General features: G+C 42.1%; 15 protein-coding genes. 9 read left to right on the top strand and 6 right to left on the bottom strand.

Annotated features, from left to right (window positions below; translation table 11 throughout):
- Positions 1-64 precede the first annotated feature (64 nt).
- On the bottom strand, positions 65-916 hold the full coding sequence (phnC, locus tag N6B01_RS10750; RefSeq protein ID WP_262078712.1) for a phosphonate ABC transporter ATP-binding protein: 852 nt from the start codon (positions 914-916) through the stop codon (positions 65-67).
- A gap of 190 nt (positions 917-1,106) precedes the next feature.
- Between phnC and phnF the strand changes: the two genes are divergently transcribed.
- From phnF to N6B01_RS10715, 7 genes are all read left to right on the top strand, one after another.
- The gene (gene phnF, locus N6B01_RS10745; RefSeq protein WP_262078711.1) at positions 1,107-1,829 is read left to right on the top strand and encodes a phosphonate metabolism transcriptional regulator PhnF; all 723 of its coding nucleotides are present in this window, start codon (positions 1,107-1,109) and stop codon (positions 1,827-1,829) included.
- A gap of 99 nt (positions 1,830-1,928) precedes the next feature.
- Positions 1,929-2,396, top strand: a complete 468-nt coding sequence (gene phnG / locus N6B01_RS10740) for a phosphonate C-P lyase system protein PhnG (protein ID WP_262078710.1) — start codon at positions 1,929-1,931, stop codon at positions 2,394-2,396.
- A complete protein-coding gene (gene phnH / locus N6B01_RS10735) occupies positions 2,396-2,941 on the top strand; it encodes a phosphonate C-P lyase system protein PhnH (protein WP_262078709.1) in 546 nt (181 codons plus the stop codon). The genes phnG and phnH overlap by 1 nt, the downstream gene beginning before the upstream one ends.
- A 14-nt stretch (positions 2,942-2,955) precedes the next feature.
- Positions 2,956-4,044: a carbon-phosphorus lyase complex subunit PhnI gene (locus N6B01_RS10730; RefSeq protein WP_262078708.1), complete on the top strand. Its 1,089-nt coding sequence runs from the start codon at positions 2,956-2,958 to the stop codon at positions 4,042-4,044.
- The gene (locus N6B01_RS10725) at positions 4,041-4,955 is read left to right on the top strand and encodes an alpha-D-ribose 1-methylphosphonate 5-phosphate C-P-lyase PhnJ (protein WP_262078706.1); all 915 of its coding nucleotides are present in this window, start codon (positions 4,041-4,043) and stop codon (positions 4,953-4,955) included. The genes N6B01_RS10730 and N6B01_RS10725 overlap by 4 nt, the downstream gene beginning before the upstream one ends.
- On the top strand, positions 4,925-5,761 hold the full coding sequence (locus N6B01_RS10720) for an ATP-binding cassette domain-containing protein (RefSeq protein WP_262078704.1): 837 nt from the start codon (positions 4,925-4,927) through the stop codon (positions 5,759-5,761). Before N6B01_RS10725 ends, N6B01_RS10720 begins: the two co-directional genes overlap by 31 nt.
- 54 nt (positions 5,762-5,815) lie before the next feature.
- Positions 5,816-6,535, top strand: coding sequence for a phosphonate C-P lyase system protein PhnL (locus N6B01_RS10715; RefSeq protein ID WP_262078703.1), 720 nt, complete (start codon positions 5,816-5,818; stop codon positions 6,533-6,535).
- A gap of 79 nt (positions 6,536-6,614) precedes the next feature.
- Here the strand turns inward: N6B01_RS10715 and N6B01_RS10710 are convergent, their stop codons facing one another.
- The 3 genes from N6B01_RS10710 to N6B01_RS10700 are packed head-to-tail and all read right to left on the bottom strand — an operon-like array spanning position 6,615 to position 10,428.
- Entirely contained in the window at positions 6,615-7,934 is a 1,320-nt protein-coding gene (locus N6B01_RS10710) for a cytochrome c (protein ID WP_262078702.1), read from the bottom strand.
- 10 nt (positions 7,935-7,944) lie between these two features.
- Entirely contained in the window at positions 7,945-9,711 is a 1,767-nt protein-coding gene (locus tag N6B01_RS10705) for a GMC family oxidoreductase (protein WP_262078701.1), read from the bottom strand.
- 3 nt (positions 9,712-9,714) lie between these two features.
- Entirely contained in the window at positions 9,715-10,428 is a 714-nt protein-coding gene (locus N6B01_RS10700) for a gluconate 2-dehydrogenase subunit 3 family protein (protein WP_262078699.1), read from the bottom strand.
- A gap of 239 nt (positions 10,429-10,667) precedes the next feature.
- On the opposite strand from N6B01_RS10700, the gene N6B01_RS10695 reads away from it, so the two are divergent.
- Together N6B01_RS10695 and N6B01_RS10690 are read left to right on the top strand one after the other, a co-directional pair.
- Positions 10,668-11,234 carry a hypothetical protein gene (locus N6B01_RS10695; protein ID WP_182417757.1) on the top strand — a complete coding sequence of 189 codons (567 nt, stop codon included), beginning with the start codon at positions 10,668-10,670 and terminating at the stop codon, positions 11,232-11,234.
- 27 nt (positions 11,235-11,261) lie between these two features.
- Complete coding sequence (locus tag N6B01_RS10690; RefSeq protein ID WP_262078698.1) at positions 11,262-11,903, top strand: CatB-related O-acetyltransferase; 642 nt, start codon at positions 11,262-11,264, stop codon at positions 11,901-11,903.
- A gap of 58 nt (positions 11,904-11,961) precedes the next feature.
- Here the strand turns inward: N6B01_RS10690 and N6B01_RS10685 are convergent, their stop codons facing one another.
- Both N6B01_RS10685 and mprF read right to left on the bottom strand, forming a co-directional pair.
- Positions 11,962-13,368, bottom strand: coding sequence for a virulence factor family protein (locus tag N6B01_RS10685; protein WP_262078696.1), 1,407 nt, complete (start codon positions 13,366-13,368; stop codon positions 11,962-11,964).
- Positions 13,365-15,992 (bottom strand): bifunctional lysylphosphatidylglycerol flippase/synthetase MprF, encoded by a 2,628-nt coding sequence (gene mprF, locus N6B01_RS10680; protein WP_262078695.1) that lies wholly within the window; start codon positions 15,990-15,992, stop codon positions 13,365-13,367. The genes N6B01_RS10685 and mprF overlap by 4 nt, the downstream gene beginning before the upstream one ends.
- Positions 15,993-16,219 lie beyond the last annotated feature (227 nt).

Here is a 16,219-nt window from a genome sequence, read left to right as displayed (position 1 = left end):
CATTTCTCCTAGATTTAAAAATATTAAAGCGGAAGGTCGAAAATTGTTTTAATTTGAAATAAACTCACGCAGGCTGGAAATATTGTTGTCTTACAGATACTTTTGGCGGTGTATCGTGGCTTGCTAACGGCATATCAGCCGCATCGGGCAAAACAAGTTCTTCTGATGCGCTACCATAAAGCTCGGATAAAAACGCATTGGTTAAGTTGATTGACGGCCCATCATAAACAATTTCACCATCACGCATGGCGATGGTTCTTGGGCAAAAACGCCTTGCATATTCTACCTGATGAAGCGAGACAATCATGGTGATGCCATCTTCTTCATTGATTTTAGATAAAATATCCATGACGCGGCGGGCCGATGCTGGGTCAAGGGCTGAAATTGGCTCATCGGCAATTAAAATTTCAGCATTTTGTAAAAGTGATCGGGCAATTGCTGCCCGTTGTTGTTGACCACCTGAAAGGGTTGAGGCGCGCTGAAATGCAGCATGGTCAATTCCCACTCGTGTCAACGCATCAATTGCAGCTATTTTTTCTTCGCGTTTGAAAAAGCCTAAAGTGCCACGCCAAGATGGAATACGCCCCAAAAGACCAATGAGAACATTGGTTAATAACGATAAACGGTTAACCAGATTGAATTGTTGAAAGATCACCGATATTTTGCCACGCATCATTTTGCTGGCTTTGGTTGCTTGACCATTTTCTTGGGTTTTTTCGCCAAAAATATTAATGTCAGCACTGCCGCGATCTGCTGTTTCAAGACCTGCCAAATGCCGGATTAATGTACTTTTTCCCGATCCCGAAGCACCGATAAGCGCTACCATTTCACCCTTATCAATTGATAAGCTAACACCTTTAAGCGCTTTGGTGCGCCCATAGGTTTTGGAAATATTGGCAACTTCAACGGCTTTCATAATATTTACTCTCCCACTTCATTCATATCAGCATCATATAAAAAGTAGAGATTAAACTTTTATGACAATAAAATGGTTAAATAATAATATAAAATTTTTCATCATCATATTAATTTTAATTAAATTGTAATAAATTTGAAATGACGAAGGTATATAAAGAATTCATTCGAATGAATTTACAGGATATACTATGAATTCTTCATATGGACGCTGGAAATACGTTAGAGACGTATTGGATAACGAAATATCCTCAGGTATTCTTTCTGCGGGTAGCCAACTTGCAACAGAAAATCAACTTTCACAGCGTTTTGACATTGGCCGCCATTCTATTCGCCGCGCAATTGCCGCTTTGGTATCGATGGGTAAATTACGGGTTGATCAAGGGCGAGGTACTTTTGTCGAGTTTCGCCGACCAATCCGTTACGTCGTGTCGCAGCGCACGCGGTTTCACCCCAATCTTATAAGTGAGGGGCGTGTGCCAAGTACTGAAAATATTTCTGCATGTCTTGTTGAAGCAGATAAAGAAAAAGCTGAGCAGTTAAAAGTAAATCTTGGTGATTTACTGGTGATGGTGGGACAGCGCAGCTTTGCTGATGGTGAGCCTATTCATATTTCACGCTCTTATCACCCAGCGCAACGCTTTCCTGAATTTTTGCAATTCTATCAAGATGGTCTTGGTGATAGTGCCATTTATCGCCATTACGGCATTGATGATTATTTGCGTCATGAAACCATTATATCAGCGCGGTTGGCGCTTGATGAGGAGGCGGAAATGCTCCAACTTTCAAATGGCCAGCCTGTTATCGTGATGGAAAAATGCGATGTCGATTTGGAGTATCGCCCCATTGGCTATGCAGTTTCAATCTGGGCAGCTGAAAAGGTGCAATTTGCTTTTGATACAGGCCGCCTTTGATACGGCTTTTGGCGCTAAATACAGACTAAGACCGACTAAGGCGCCTTTACTTATTTACCCTATTTTTGTGTAACCCTTTTAGAGTAAAGGACGACTATTATGTCCCCAACCATTGAGAACCGGGATAATCCTAGTGATAATGATATTTTTGAGCATAGTGATAGGTTATCTATTCTTGCGCGTGCTGATAGCATAGCTATCAAGCAACTCAGTGAAACTTTAATTGATGATTTAGGCGATATCGAGGTTATTCAAAGCCGTACTGGTCTTGTCATGGTGCCGATGCGTGACAGCGTAAAAGGCAGTGAATTTCACCTTGGTGAAGTGCTTGTTGCTGAAGCTCACATTCAGCTCAAACAATTAAACTGTATCGGTTATGGCATGATTGTCGGCCGTGATCTTGAGCAAGCCATGGCAATCGCGGTTATTGATGCCGCTTTTAATGCAAATATCCAAAGCAATGAGATTTCCAGCTTTTTGAAAACTGCCTTTGAGTTGCAAAGCCAAGAAGATCATCAACGCTTATGTGAAGTAAATGCCACCCGTGTAGAGATGGAAACATTTTAATGCAAAATCCAAACATACAACCAAGCATACAAGATGAACTGGATAATAGGCATTTTGAAAAGTTAATGAAAGCCTTGGCAAATCCTGGTTGTGACATAACTTGTGATAATCTGTCATGGGCAACATTTTGCGAAACTTTGCTTGACCGTGAAACGCGATTTTTTTTCGATGAACCCACGCTAAGGCAAAAATTGCAAGCAACTGGTGCTTTACCTTCCTCCCTTCCACAAGCGCAATATGTTTTTATGTCACTTGAAAATGAAAGCGATGTTGAGGCGATAAAGCATATTGCAATTGGCGACCTTCTCTATCCTGAAAAAGGCGCATTATTAATTGCGCCAGCACAATTTGGTGTTGGAACAGCATTAAAGCTTTCCGGACCTGGCATTAAAGGCCAAAAAACTATTCATATTGGCGGAGTTCACCCAGAGTTTTGGGCAATGCGTAATGCTCTTATTTCCTATCCGCTTGGTTTTGACATTTTTTTCTTCGGTCAAAATAGTCTTATCGGGCTACCCCGTTCCACCTATGTTGAAGTTTTGTAAAGCGAGAAAAAATCATGGCCTATGTCGCAACACGCGGTGGTGAAAAAGCAATAGATCAAGCAGAGCGCCTCTATCGTCAATCAATTGGCACTATAGATCAAAAACGCATTACCGAAATTAAAAACACTCTCCCATATCTTATTGATCGTGTCATGGGTGAGGCTTCACTTTATGAGCCAGAGCTTGCCGCTCTCGCCATTGCTCAAGGCGGTGGTGATTTATATGAAGCGGTTTTGCTACTTCGCGCTTGGCGCACAACGCAGCCACGCATTGCTATTGCTAAAACCATAGAACAGGACAAGTTGTTTACGCTTCGGCGGATATCTGCGGCATTTAAAGATATTCCGGGCGGACAAATTTTAGGGCCAACATTAGATTATGCCCATAAAATTTTAGCAACCCACAGCTTAAATGGAGAGCCTTTTATTGCGCAGGCAGTGGAAAAAAGTACCAAGCCATCGCCAGCGTTTTTACCCTCTCTTAGCCAGTGGCAACAAGCGCAAGGATTGGTTGAAGCACCAGTTCATCATCCAATTGCAGCAGAGGATATTCCAGACCTTACCCGTGAACCGTTGCTATTTCCAGCAAGTCGCGCCCATCGTTTGCAAAGCCTAAGCCGTGCCGATACCGGCGGGGTTTTGGCGCTTGGTTATTCTGCTATGCGTGGTTTTGGTAGTGCTCATCCAACAGTTAATGAGTTACGCTTAAGTGAAGCGGAAATTATAGTGTCGCATCCATCTGGTACGCAATTTAGCGCTGGGCGTATTAAGATATCGCAAGCCGAGGTTATCTCCAAAACCAAAAAGGATAAGTTGGAGCTTGGTTTTTCTGCTACTTTTGGTTGGAATGAAGTTAAAGTTATTGCAGCTGCAACACTTGATTTAAATGCATCTACCGAAAGCAAATCGGATGCTGTGTCAGAAGAATTTTTTCTCTATCATACCGAAGCTGTCGAATCTTCTGGCTTTTGCATCCATTTTAAACTTCCTCACTATGTCACCTTTCAATCGAGCCTTGACGCCTTGCGCGGCATAAAGCGACGCAATGCTGATGGTAGTGAAATGCGTGAAGATTTAAAAAGACTGGAAGAAGAATTAATATGAAACTAAGTGATCTTACCCACTCGTGGCAGTCTTTTTCCTATGGTTTTTTAGACCCATCTGCCAAGCGTGAATTACGCCGCGCCATGTTGAAAGCCATTGCTATTCCTGGCTATCAAATTCCCTATGCAAGCCGTGAAGTGCCAATTGCACGAGGTTGGGGGACGGGCGGTTTGCAAGTCACTCTTACCCTTGTTAATCCACGCTCAATTATTAAAGTGATTGACCAAGGTGCAGATGATAGCGTTAATGCGGCAACAATCCGAAAATTTATTAAGACTGTAAGCAATGCGCAAGAAACATGGGATACGCTTAAAGCAAGCCTTATTCAATCACGCCACCGCATTCCTGAAGAAAAGTTGAGTGCTGATCAGATACTCATATTGCAAGTACCCAATCCCGAGCCGTTAAGACCGGTTGAGCCTAATATGTCAACGGCCCGAGAAATGCATGGTGATGCTGATTACAGTAGGCTTTGGCTTATTTTATATGAGCAAATGGTGCGCGCTGGGCGTATTTTACAAGGGGCGTCCTATCCAAGCTTAGTAAATGACCGCCATGTCATTACCCCATCGCCCATTCCACGTTGGGATGTGCAAAAACTGCATATGGCGGATCATTTAACTATTCTTTCTGCTGGCCGTGAAAAACGTCTTTATGCGGTGCCACCTCACACAAAAGTAGAACCGCTTGTTTTTGACGATATTCCTTATGCGGTTGAAAACCATGAAAACGCCATTTGTACGCGTAGCGGTGTCAAAGGAATGTTCATGAATGAGTTGCCACAAGAGGATGGTTCGGCTGTTTATGAATTATCAGATAGCAATTATGGCATAAAAACCATTCGTAAAAATGAAGGGGAAGATGAAACCCTTGGGCAAACATGGTATCAAAATGGAAAGATGGCACAATGATAAGTGAGTTGCGGCAGTTCAATAATCCACAAATTGTGCAAACAACACCGTTGATGCAGCTTGATAATGTTACAAAAAATTTCGGTCCTGTGCAAGCTTTGCGCGGTGTCAGTGCTAAGGTCTATCCAGGCGAGGTATTAGGTATTGTCGGCGAAAGTGGCTCAGGTAAATCAACCTTTCTGCGAATGATGAATTTAGAAGATAGTCCTGATAGTGGAGAGTATCATCTTGATTTGGATGGTTATGATCATTTAAATTTGTTTCATCTTGATCGGTTTTCGCGGCGTATGTTACGGGCGCGCCATATTGGTATCGTATATCAAAATCCTCATCTTGGCTTATTGATGAAAAACACCAGTAGCGGCAATGTTGCCGAGCGTTTATTGGTCGCAGGTGAGCGTAATTTTGCTGCATTGCGGCAAAAAGCGCGTTTGGCATTGGCAGCTTCCGAGTTTCCATTAGAGCGCATGGATGCTCGTCCAATCGAACTTTCAGGCGGTATGCAGCAAAGGGTGCAGCTTGCTAAGGCTATTGCGCTTGAGCCGCAATTATTATTGCTTGATGAACCAACCACAGGGCTTGATGTATCGGTGCAAGCTCTTGTTCTTGATACCTTAAAACGTTTGCAACGTGAACGGCATATGACCATGGTATTAGTGAGCCATGACCTTGGCGTTATTCGTACTATGGCTGATAGGGTTATGGTTATGCGGCACGGTTTGGTGGTTGAAGAAGGGCTTGCTGATCAAATTTTTCATGATCCGCAACATGCCTATACCCAGCAACTCGTCCATGCCAAATTGTAAGTAGTAAGATTATCGGTGGTAAAATTATATCAATAGGAAAGGAGCATTTGAAAAATGGATTTTATAGGTCAAATAAATGACCCGCTGTTGCGCGTTGAAAATCTTACCAAATTTTTTGATATTCATTTATTAAAAACTCAATTGCCGGCTTTTGAAAATATTAGTTTTAAACTTAATCGCGGCGAATTTATTCTATTACGTGGGCCAAATGGTGTTGGTAAATCTACTTTGCTGCGCACGCTCTATCGCTCATGCGTGCCGCGCGGTGGTCATGTGTATTATGCCAGTGATTACGGTGTGGTTGATCTTGCTTGTGCAAGTGATATTGATATAGCCTTATTGCGCCGTAAGGAGATTGGTTTTGTAACACAATTTTTGCAGCCGCGCCCAAGGGTAAGTGCGCAAGATCTTGTTGCTGAACCGCTTTTAAATGCAGGCGAAGACAAACAAATAGCATTAGAAAAGGCACAAGACTATTTAGCTGCCTTTGGGGTTAAACAAACTTTATGGCAAGCCTATCCATCGACTTTTTCAGGTGGTGAGCAGCAAAAGGTAAATTTAGCGCGCGCACTGATTGTACCGCAAAAATTATTGTTTCTTGACGAGCCGACTGCCTCGCTTGACGTTGTAGCGCGGGCGGCTCTGATTAAGCGCTTACAAGAATTAAAGGAAAATGGCACGGCTATGATAGGGGTATTTCATCATAGAGAAGATGTTGAAGATTTGATTGATCGTGAAATTGATCTTTCACCAATGGTCAAGCAACTGCAATAGTGGGCAATAGCAGATTGGTTTTAAAGAGCACCTTAATCGTCATTACCCTCTTGGTAAAACTATTAAGGTGCTCGTTTTTTTATTGTTTGAGCGGGTTTGCTCTAATTTTTGCTACATCTTTAGCATCTACTTTAGGGGCATTATTTCCCCAAGCATGGCGTAAGAAAGTAACCAATGTTGCTACTTCCTCATCATTCATGCGGTAGGCAAAGCTTGGCATAGCAAGATCAGCCGGCCTTTGTTTGGTGGAAGGCAAGCGGGCTCCATGCAAAATAACATCAATCATGCCAGATGGGTCTTTGGCATTAACAATGCTTGCACCGTCAAGTTGTGGGAATACCTGCGGTGCGCCGCGGCCATTGGCAAAATGGCAAGCATTACAATTGTCAAGGTAAAGCCTTGCGCCAAGCGGCATATCCGGTGCAGCATCCGTGAGCAATTTAGTTGTTTTTTGTGTGTCGATAATTGCGGCAGATGCTGATTTTACAACAGGTCTATCTTGTTTGATATGACGAAGATAAGCAACAATCGCATTGACATCATCCTTGCTCGCAAATTGTAAAGATTCACCGGCAACAAGCTGCATTGGGCCAACCGCTGCACTTATATTATTACGTGCTGTGGTTAGATAAAGAGCAATGTCCTCATCGCTCCAACCTTGCATTGTTGAATGATTGCTTGATAAATCGGGTGCATACCAACCAGAAAGATTAGCGCCGGCTAAAAAGTTTTTACCTGTGGCATCGGTGCTTTCTTGACGGAAGAATAAATCACGTGGCGTATGGCAAGCGCTGCAATGGGCGAGACTTTCAACAATATAAGCACCACGGTCAAGCTGCTCATTTTTATAGCGATTGTTAAAACCGGCATCCCCCTGCAAGGCGTACCAATTCCACACCCTAATGCCCCATCTTTGATTGAATGGAAACATGAGTGATGTTTTTGGCGTTGCTTCATCAACGGCCTTCACCTCATGCATGAAATAATCATAAAGTGCAACCATGTCCTTTTCGCTTATTTTACGATAGTTTTCATAAGGCATAGCTGGATATAAATGGCTACCATCAGCGGCAATGCCATCACGCACAGCATCGCGAAACTGGTCTAATGTCCAATTGCCGATACCCTCTTTGCTTGGCGTAATATTAGACGAGTAGATTGTTCCAAACGGGCTTTCAACTTCTCGGCCACCAGCAAAAGCTTTACCATTAGGCGCAGTGTGGCAGGCGGCGCAATCGGCTAACATTGCGACATATTCCCCAGCACCTTTGGCTGGTTTATAATCTGTGGGGAGGTTTTCTAATGGGCCAGTACGTTGAATGGGAATAAATATAATCCCAGCAATTGCAACAAGACCAAGAATAATAAGGGAAAGAATAATCTTCATAAAACGACGCATTTTCTTGCCCCTATACCAATGGACGTGGATTTTTAAGATAATTTGTACGTAAGGCATGCGCGAGCCAATAGGCTAAAGCTCCTACTGTGCCAGTAGGATTATATTCAATATTTTGCGGGAAGGCGCTAGCACCAGTCACAAAGAGATTATGGGCATCCCAATGCTGTAAATAGCGGTTTAGAACCGATTTTTTTGGATCTGTTCCCATAATTGCACCACCAACTGTATGGGTTGATTGATAGGGGCGCACATCATAGGGTTGACCAATTTCCATTTGCGATGTTTCAATTTGGTCTGCACCAATTGCATGAGCAATTTTGTCCATTTGCCGTGCCATGAATTGGGCCATTAAAATATCATTATCATGCCAATTAAAGGTCATGCGCATCAATGGGCGGCCATATTTATCCTTATAGGTTGGATCAAGATCAAGATAGCTATCGCGATAGCTCATATTGGTACCGTGATGGCCAATACCCATGCTGTGGCCATACCAATCTCCCATAGCTTTCTTCCAACCCGCACCCCATGCAGGGGTGCCTTTGGGTAGGCTAGTAGAATGGATTGGCTGACCATTGGTTTGTGATGAACTAATATAGCTGCCACCAATAAAGCCTTCTTTGGCAAAGTCGATATTTGCTGTACCAAAGTCATCAATCACCGCACCATTAGCACCATGGCCGATAAACGGGTTAAAAACTTTGTCTTTAAAAAATAATTTGCTGCCACCGCCAGTGGTTTGATAAGCGTAATTTTTACCAACGACGCCTTCACCCGTTTCGGGATTATAGGGCGTGCCAATCTCTGAAACCAATAGCATATGGACATTGGTTAATTGGAAACCAGCAAGAATGACTAAATCTGCTGGCTGAAAAACCTCTTCCCCTTGCTCGTTTACATAAGTGACGCCGGTAACCGTTTTACCATCAGCAGCTTTATTAATACGAATAACATCCGATTTTGTACGATATTCAAAATTTTTATATTGTTTGAGCGCTGCAAGGATAGCAAGTTGTGGCGAAGCTTTCGAGTAATTCAAGCAGCCATAGCGTTCACAAAAACCGCAATAATTACACGATCCCATTTGCATGCCATAAGGATTGGTATAAGAACGCGATGCGATGGCCGATGGGAAAGGAAATGGATGAAGCCCGAGTGATTTTGCACCTTGAGTAAACAGGCGACCGTTATAAGTAAGATCAAGCGGTGCCATGGGGTAATCATTGTTTCGTGGGCCTTCAAAGGGATTGCCGCCTTCACGAATTTCACCATTTAAATTACCTGCATAGCCTGAAACTCCGGCTACTTTCTCAAAATAATCATAAAATGGTTCTAATTCTTCATAGCTAACGCCCCAATCTTCAATGGTCATATTATCTGGAATAATATTGCCAAAATTTTCTTGCACATAGGAACGAAGACGTAATTCTTGTGGATGTGCCCGCCAGTTTTGACCATTCCAATGCATGCCTGCACCACCAACGCCATTACCGGGTAAAAATGACCCTAATTGCCGATAGGGTTCTGCTTTATCGGTTAGCGAGCGACGAATGCTAATTGTCCAATCCGCAGGACGCACCATATTATCATAACGCAAACCATATTTTAATTCGTCGGCAGGTTTTGGGTAAGCCCATTGTGGTACAGTATCGCGGTCCTCACCGCGTTCAAGCGCTAGTATTTCTAAGCCCTCTTGCGCAAGTTCAATGCCAAGAATAGCTCCGGTCCAGCCAAGGCCGATAATTACAACGTCTTTTTTTTTCATGGTTATTGTCATGATTTATGCCCTTTCGCCGGAAAGACTTACGGGCCCGAGACGATATTTTACATTGTCCTTTTCTACCCATTCAAGAAAACTTGCTCTTGCGCCTGGAAAACCAATATAGACCCAAGCCGCCATATCATGATTACCGCCATAAATCGGATCAGCTAAGTATCCCTCTTTGGTATTTTGCAATAGAAAGGCAAAAAAATCACTGGAGCGAAACTCGTCAATGGGGACTTCGTCTTTTTCAATACGAGTCAAAGCTTCATCTTGTTGCTCGGCTTTTAAATTAGCAAAAATATCGCCATATTGTTCGCTGCACCAAGTATCAATGCGTGCAATGGCGATGCGATAGGCTTGTGCGGGTGTCGGCTCTGCTTGATAACCGGTATAGCTTGGTGCCTTTGGATCAAAAGGCTCATGGCGATACCAATCTTCGCCTTGTCCCCATGTAGTCATCATTTGCTTATCAATGAAAATAGGGACATGGGCCTCTATCGCACTTGGCCCAGCGCCATCAGATGGAATGATTCTCGCCGTTGCGGCTTTAATAAAAGCCCATTCTTGGGCATTAAAAAATACCCGCTGATAGGTATCAATTGGTAAAGGCTGAGCTATCGCTGCCATTTGGTTCGCACATAGACCAAGAGCTGCACAAGCGCCAGCACCTAATAACAGGCCTCGCCTTGTAATATGTCCCGTTTTCGACAATAGGTTAGGATTTTTCATATAAAGATGTCCCTCCACACAAACATTGAATTATTTTAATTATAAACTGTTTGAAGAAGAAACGTATTGAACCTTTAGTGATAATCTTGAACTATCTTTTCAAGATTTATGGCGCTTTTAGCAATCAAAACATTAATTATATTGTTATTTCTTTGCTAATTATTGTAGGAAGTTTTACCATGGAGTAACAAGAATAAAATTAAATTGATGATTACCGTGCGGTATTTAAAGGAAATAAAATGCTAGATTATATTTTTGCTATTAGAAGCCCGATCTTACCGGTCGGAACATGGTTGTTATCGCTTTTTATTGGATTGGTATTGGGTTATTTTTTGATGTTTGGTCGAAAAACCCTTTACCGTATTCCTTACCTTTTCCTATTTGGAACTCTTTATTTTTTCTATATGCTACTTAGCTGGTTGGTTACTTATCTTGCTATTACCACAAATATGATTTTGCTGCCGCCCTTAGTAATTTTAGCCTTATTAAGTTTACCGTCATTTTTGCTAGGTTTTTTCTATATGGTTTTAGCTGTAATGCGGGCGCGCGATGGTTTTGGTAGTAAACGGGCAGCATGGCTAAGCATTGTACCACTTCTTAATTTGGGACTTTTTATTGTTACCCTTGATGATGATAAAAATGACCCAGAACCGCCAATTGCGCGCGATCCAATTTGGACAGCAAAGTTTATGAATGGAGCAGTTGGTATTGTCTTGGGTACGATTATTGCATTTTTGGCATTTTGTATCGGTATGCAGATTCTTACTTTGCCCGCTATGGCAGTTCGTGCAACGCTTGGCTATTAGTGTTTATATGGTAAAGGCGTGCTTATAATGGAAAAACATTGGTCAAAAACACAGCTTTTGCATAAAGTTGTTACCAACCCTAATATTATCGTTAAAGGCACTCATAGCTATTATAGTGATTGCTGGGATAGCGGCTTTGAAAGTTATTGTGTACGTTATTTGCAAGGTGATGCAATTAGCCGCGCATGGAATAATAATTGGGAACTTGATAAGCTTCATATTGGCGATTACGTCTGCATAGCTGCTGAAGTTATTATTTTAATGGGTGGTAATCACACCCATCGTGCAGATTGGTTTTGTCTTTATCCCTTTGCTGACTTTATAGATGAATCCTATGAACGCAAGGGTGATACTATTATTGAAGATGGGGCATGGCTTGGTATGCGATCTATTATTTTACCTGGTGTCAAAATTGGTGAGGGAGCCATCATCGCAGCCAATAGCGTTGTCACTAAAAATGTTGAGCCCTATAGCATTGTTGCGGGTAGCCCAGCAAAATTGGTTAAGCATCGTTTTACATCGGAGGTGATTAATGATCTTTTGGCATTGAAAATTTATGATTGGCCAGAAGATAAATTTAATGCGGTAAAACGGCAATTATGTGCAAATGATATGCATGCTTTAAAAGAAGCTGTTGCAATTTATGATCAAGGCTTATCAAGCACTTAATGTTAATTTAAAAGGCATCTTGCTAGTATCCTAACCCTAGCGAGATGCCTTTTAACTCTTAATTATTGATGCGCTTTAATAGATTTTCATGCAAGGTTTGTGCAAGGCTTGCATAATCTTCATCAAAATGGTGGCCGCCTTTTAGTTCAATGCGTTGCATTGTGCCAAGATCCTTACTTGCACAAGCTGTATCATCTTCTTCATCACCATAGATGCAAATAGTTTTATCCATTGGCATTTTTTGCAGCGCTGGCAAAACCGGCATATCTCCTGCTCCGCCAAACCAACCGTCAATTGATACTTGAAAGTCAGCACTCATTGATACGCCCATTAACGCTATCATTTTGATGCGATTAGCAGTTTTACTATCCAGTAAAGGCCATGCAAATGGTAAAGCATCTGCCCCAAAAGAATAGCCAAAAAGACTAACCGGTAATTTTCCGGTTGGATCGGCTTTTTTTATCATTTGTTCAATATCATGCGCCATTTCTTCTGGTGTTTTTTTTGCCCAAAAATAGCGTAAGGAGTCAACGCCAACGACATGAACATCATGGTTTTGCATCCAATCGCCAATTTGCATGTCAATATCGCGCCAACCGCCATCACCAGAAAAGAAGATCACTACAGCTTTGGGTGCCTGTTTCGACGGTAAGTCAACTACCGGTAATGCATTGTCGCTATTATCGCGAATTGCAAAAGCAAGCGCTGTGTCGGCGGCTTGTTTTATGCGCTGGGCATCATTGCTGACATGGGCAAGAACGGCTACATCACCGCTTTCGCCAATTTCAATCGGATTATTATCGATTGGGTTTTTATTGTCGATAATCACGGTTGGAACAGGAATGGAAACGTTAAGCCCATATTGGAAGCCATTATCGGTAGTTTTGGTGGCAAGAGCATTCTCAGTACATGAGGGAAGACGGGTATGCGAACCACTACTTGCGTCAATGCTTACCGCACCTGCAAGAGTATTTAATGGCGAGTCTGAAGCTGCCGCATAAGTAATGGCGCCACCTTCGCCTAAACCAACAATCACAGGACGGAAATATTGTTCAAGATCAAGTCTTCGTGCCACATCTTTAGCCAAAGCTTCAAGATCGGAAACCAAATAGATGCATTCGCCATCTTCGGCATCTAAAGCTTTGCGCCATGCATCAAAGCGTACATTGGCAACAATTAAATTATGTTCAAGCAAAGATTTTTGTAAAGCTTGCTCATTGGCTGAACTGTCACCCTTATCTGTAACAAAAATGACAAAGCCGCGTGGATCACCTTTTGGTATAAAAACTGGTATATTTTGCAGTCTTTCGCCTTCTGCATAAGCAATCGGGGCGTTATCACCTTTCCAACCTGCTAAAAGACGCATTATTTTACCCTGATGCATAAAGCCATAAATGACTGCGCCCGCTATTAAGGCAACCACTATAATCATCAATGACGTGAATATTTTTTTTCTTCTGGTCATTTACGTATAAACTCCAATGGGTTGCCGTTAATCAAGGTTGTAACATCAAAAAGAACTTTTGCCGTATCAAGACCGCCAGGGCAAATAAGATAATAAGGTGTCCAAACCGGATCAAACTTATCCTTAAAGGCTTTCAAACCATCAAAATGATAAAGATCACGGCCACGATTATAAATAAATGATCCAATGCGCTGCCAGCGCGATGCTAGCCGATTGGTTGAAAGACCAGATAAGGGAGCTGCCCCAAGATTAAACCATTTAAAGCCACTTTCTTTGCCGTAAAGTAACAAATTGGCAAAAAGCGCCTCCATTAAAATATTCGAAATATTGGCATAATAGCGCATCATATCAATAGTAATTTCATTTTTATGGGCGCTTTGCCAAATATTGGCGAAAGCCACAATTTTATCGTCCTTTTTCATAACTGCAACATCAAAACGGCATAAAAATTCATCATTGAAATTACCAATAGAAAAATGTTTTTCTGCACCTGACTTTTTGGCAAGCCAACTATTCGAAACATCACGCAATTCATCTAAATGAAGATTTACATCCTTTGCCGGAATGATTTCAAATTTCAATCCATCACGCTCGGCTTTACGATAAGCATAGCGGAAAGGTTGCCGCTTTGCTCCCTCAAGGGTGAAGTTTTCAAGCGCAACACGCGCCGTTTCACCAAGTTTTAAAACACTAAGCCCCATATCAAGATAAAGCGGTAGATTTTCAACCCCAACACTATAAAAAACGGTGCGGAGCGCAGCGCCGTCAGCTTTTTTATGAAATTCCCAAGCAAGTGATTTTAATGTATCACCATTAGTACTTACCGGTTCACCAAGAGCAATGAGGCTGCCGCCTGAGCGATCAAACATAATGAAACCATCTTGATTTTCAGAGATTAAAAATTGTTTGTCACCTAATAACGCCAAAGCTGTATCAGACATTGGTGATGATTGAACAAGTGAGGGTATAATATCAGGAATTTGATAATTATGATGATTATCTTTACGTGATGATCGATGAATAATATTATAAAGGGCAATAATAAAAATGCCGGCCAAAATCACAAGACTAGCGCGCAGAAAACGCGGTGCATTGGCGTTCCATGCGAAATCCCACCATAGGTTATTGGAATATTCAACATGGCGATAAACAAAAAAGCCAAGCCAAAGCGCCGCACCTATACAGGTAATAACACTGGTAAGCCAACCCCAGCTGATTGAAAAACTACTATCTAATGGCCGGCGATAAAAGGAATGGCGAAATTGCCATAAAAGCCAAGCAAATACGCAAAGAATAAGCGCTTCTTCAAAATCTAAACCCTTGGTTAAACAAAATACTGCGCCAGCAGCTAAAAGGCACATGGTAACCAACCAAGCATTGGCAAGACGTTTGGCAAGACCATAAGAAACAATAAGCAAGATAATAGCGACAAGACTTGCAGCAAGATTTGACGTCTCAATAAAAATCATCGGCAATATATCGGATAACACATCCAGTCTTATTTTTCGCCCCGGTGTCACCACAGAAATAAGCATGACAACGCCTGCCAAAAAGGTAAGAGCTGCTGATAATATTGGAATGAAAGGCTCAATAATTCTTGCAACTAAGGCGGCTTTACTGGTCATTTTTTTGCGTTGGCGTATTATTTCCCATAATGCCACACCAAAAGCCGCAAGGATTAAAGGTAATACTGTATAAACAAGTCGATATAGCACAAGGGCGGCTAAAACTTCGCCATCACTTGGCATGCCAAGGCCAGCAATAATGATTGCTTCAAAAGCACCAAGGCCTCCTGGGGAATGGCTAAAAACACCAATAACCACGGCCAAGGCATAAATGACAGTAAAGGCGGCAAAGCCGATATTTAAATCTGCCGGCATAAAAATATAAAGCGTTGCGGCCGCACCAATTAAATCAATTAGTCCTGCAATCATTTGAAAAATGGCATTTTTGGCATCAGGCAAGGGCAGCGATAACGACTTTATTCTTAATACACGTGCGCCTTTACGCAGCCAAAATAACAGTGCGGCGAGCACAATTAGCAATAAAAAGCCGATTGGACGTTCTAAACCCGACATAAAGGCAAGTAGGTGGGGGAAACCAATCGGATCAAGAATTAAGGCAAAAGCTAAAATGACCATGAGCGCTAGCCACATGGAAATCCAAGACATGCTAGTAATACGGGTAATATCAGCGATATTGATTTTTTCCTGCGCATAAAGACGGTAGCGCAAGGCACCACCAGTCACAAAGGAAAAACCAAGGGCATTGGATACTGCATAGCCTGCTGCACTGGTGACAGCTGCAAGCGGTAAAGGGATTTTCCCCGGTGCAATAATATGGACAGCAATCACGTCATAAAGAGCAATACCACAATAGCTTATGATCATAAATAAAATAGCAAGCATAATATTTTTGCTATCAATATTATGCAACGCATTCCACGTTTCATGGCGCGGGGTTGATGAAGCAAGATGCCAAAAAGCGTAAAGAGAAATAAAGGCAATAGCTATTCCTGCCAAAAGCCCTAAATAGCGCTTTAATCGGGGGTATTGGCTAAAAGAGGCTTTATTTTTATGGTTGTCATCGTCTTTGCTAAAAGGTGTCGCGGTATTATTTGTCATTATGAAATATCCAAGGGCTTAAGCTTATCTATTTCCTTATTGAATCGCACGGCAAAGTTATGGCGGTTTAGGCTAATGTGAAATCATATTGTCGTGAATATAGCCGCTTATAATATTTAGTTTAGTCAATAGTGGCGTAAATATGAGCAGATCACAATTAATAGGTCATTTTTTTGAAGTAAAAATAATAAAAGGCCCACACCTTTATGGTGCGGGCCTAGCGGGGG

Source organism: Bartonella sp. HY406 (assembly GCF_025449315.1).
Classification (GTDB): Bacteria; Pseudomonadota; Alphaproteobacteria; order Rhizobiales; family Rhizobiaceae; genus HY038.
This window is presented reverse-complemented; position numbering and strand designations above follow the sequence as displayed.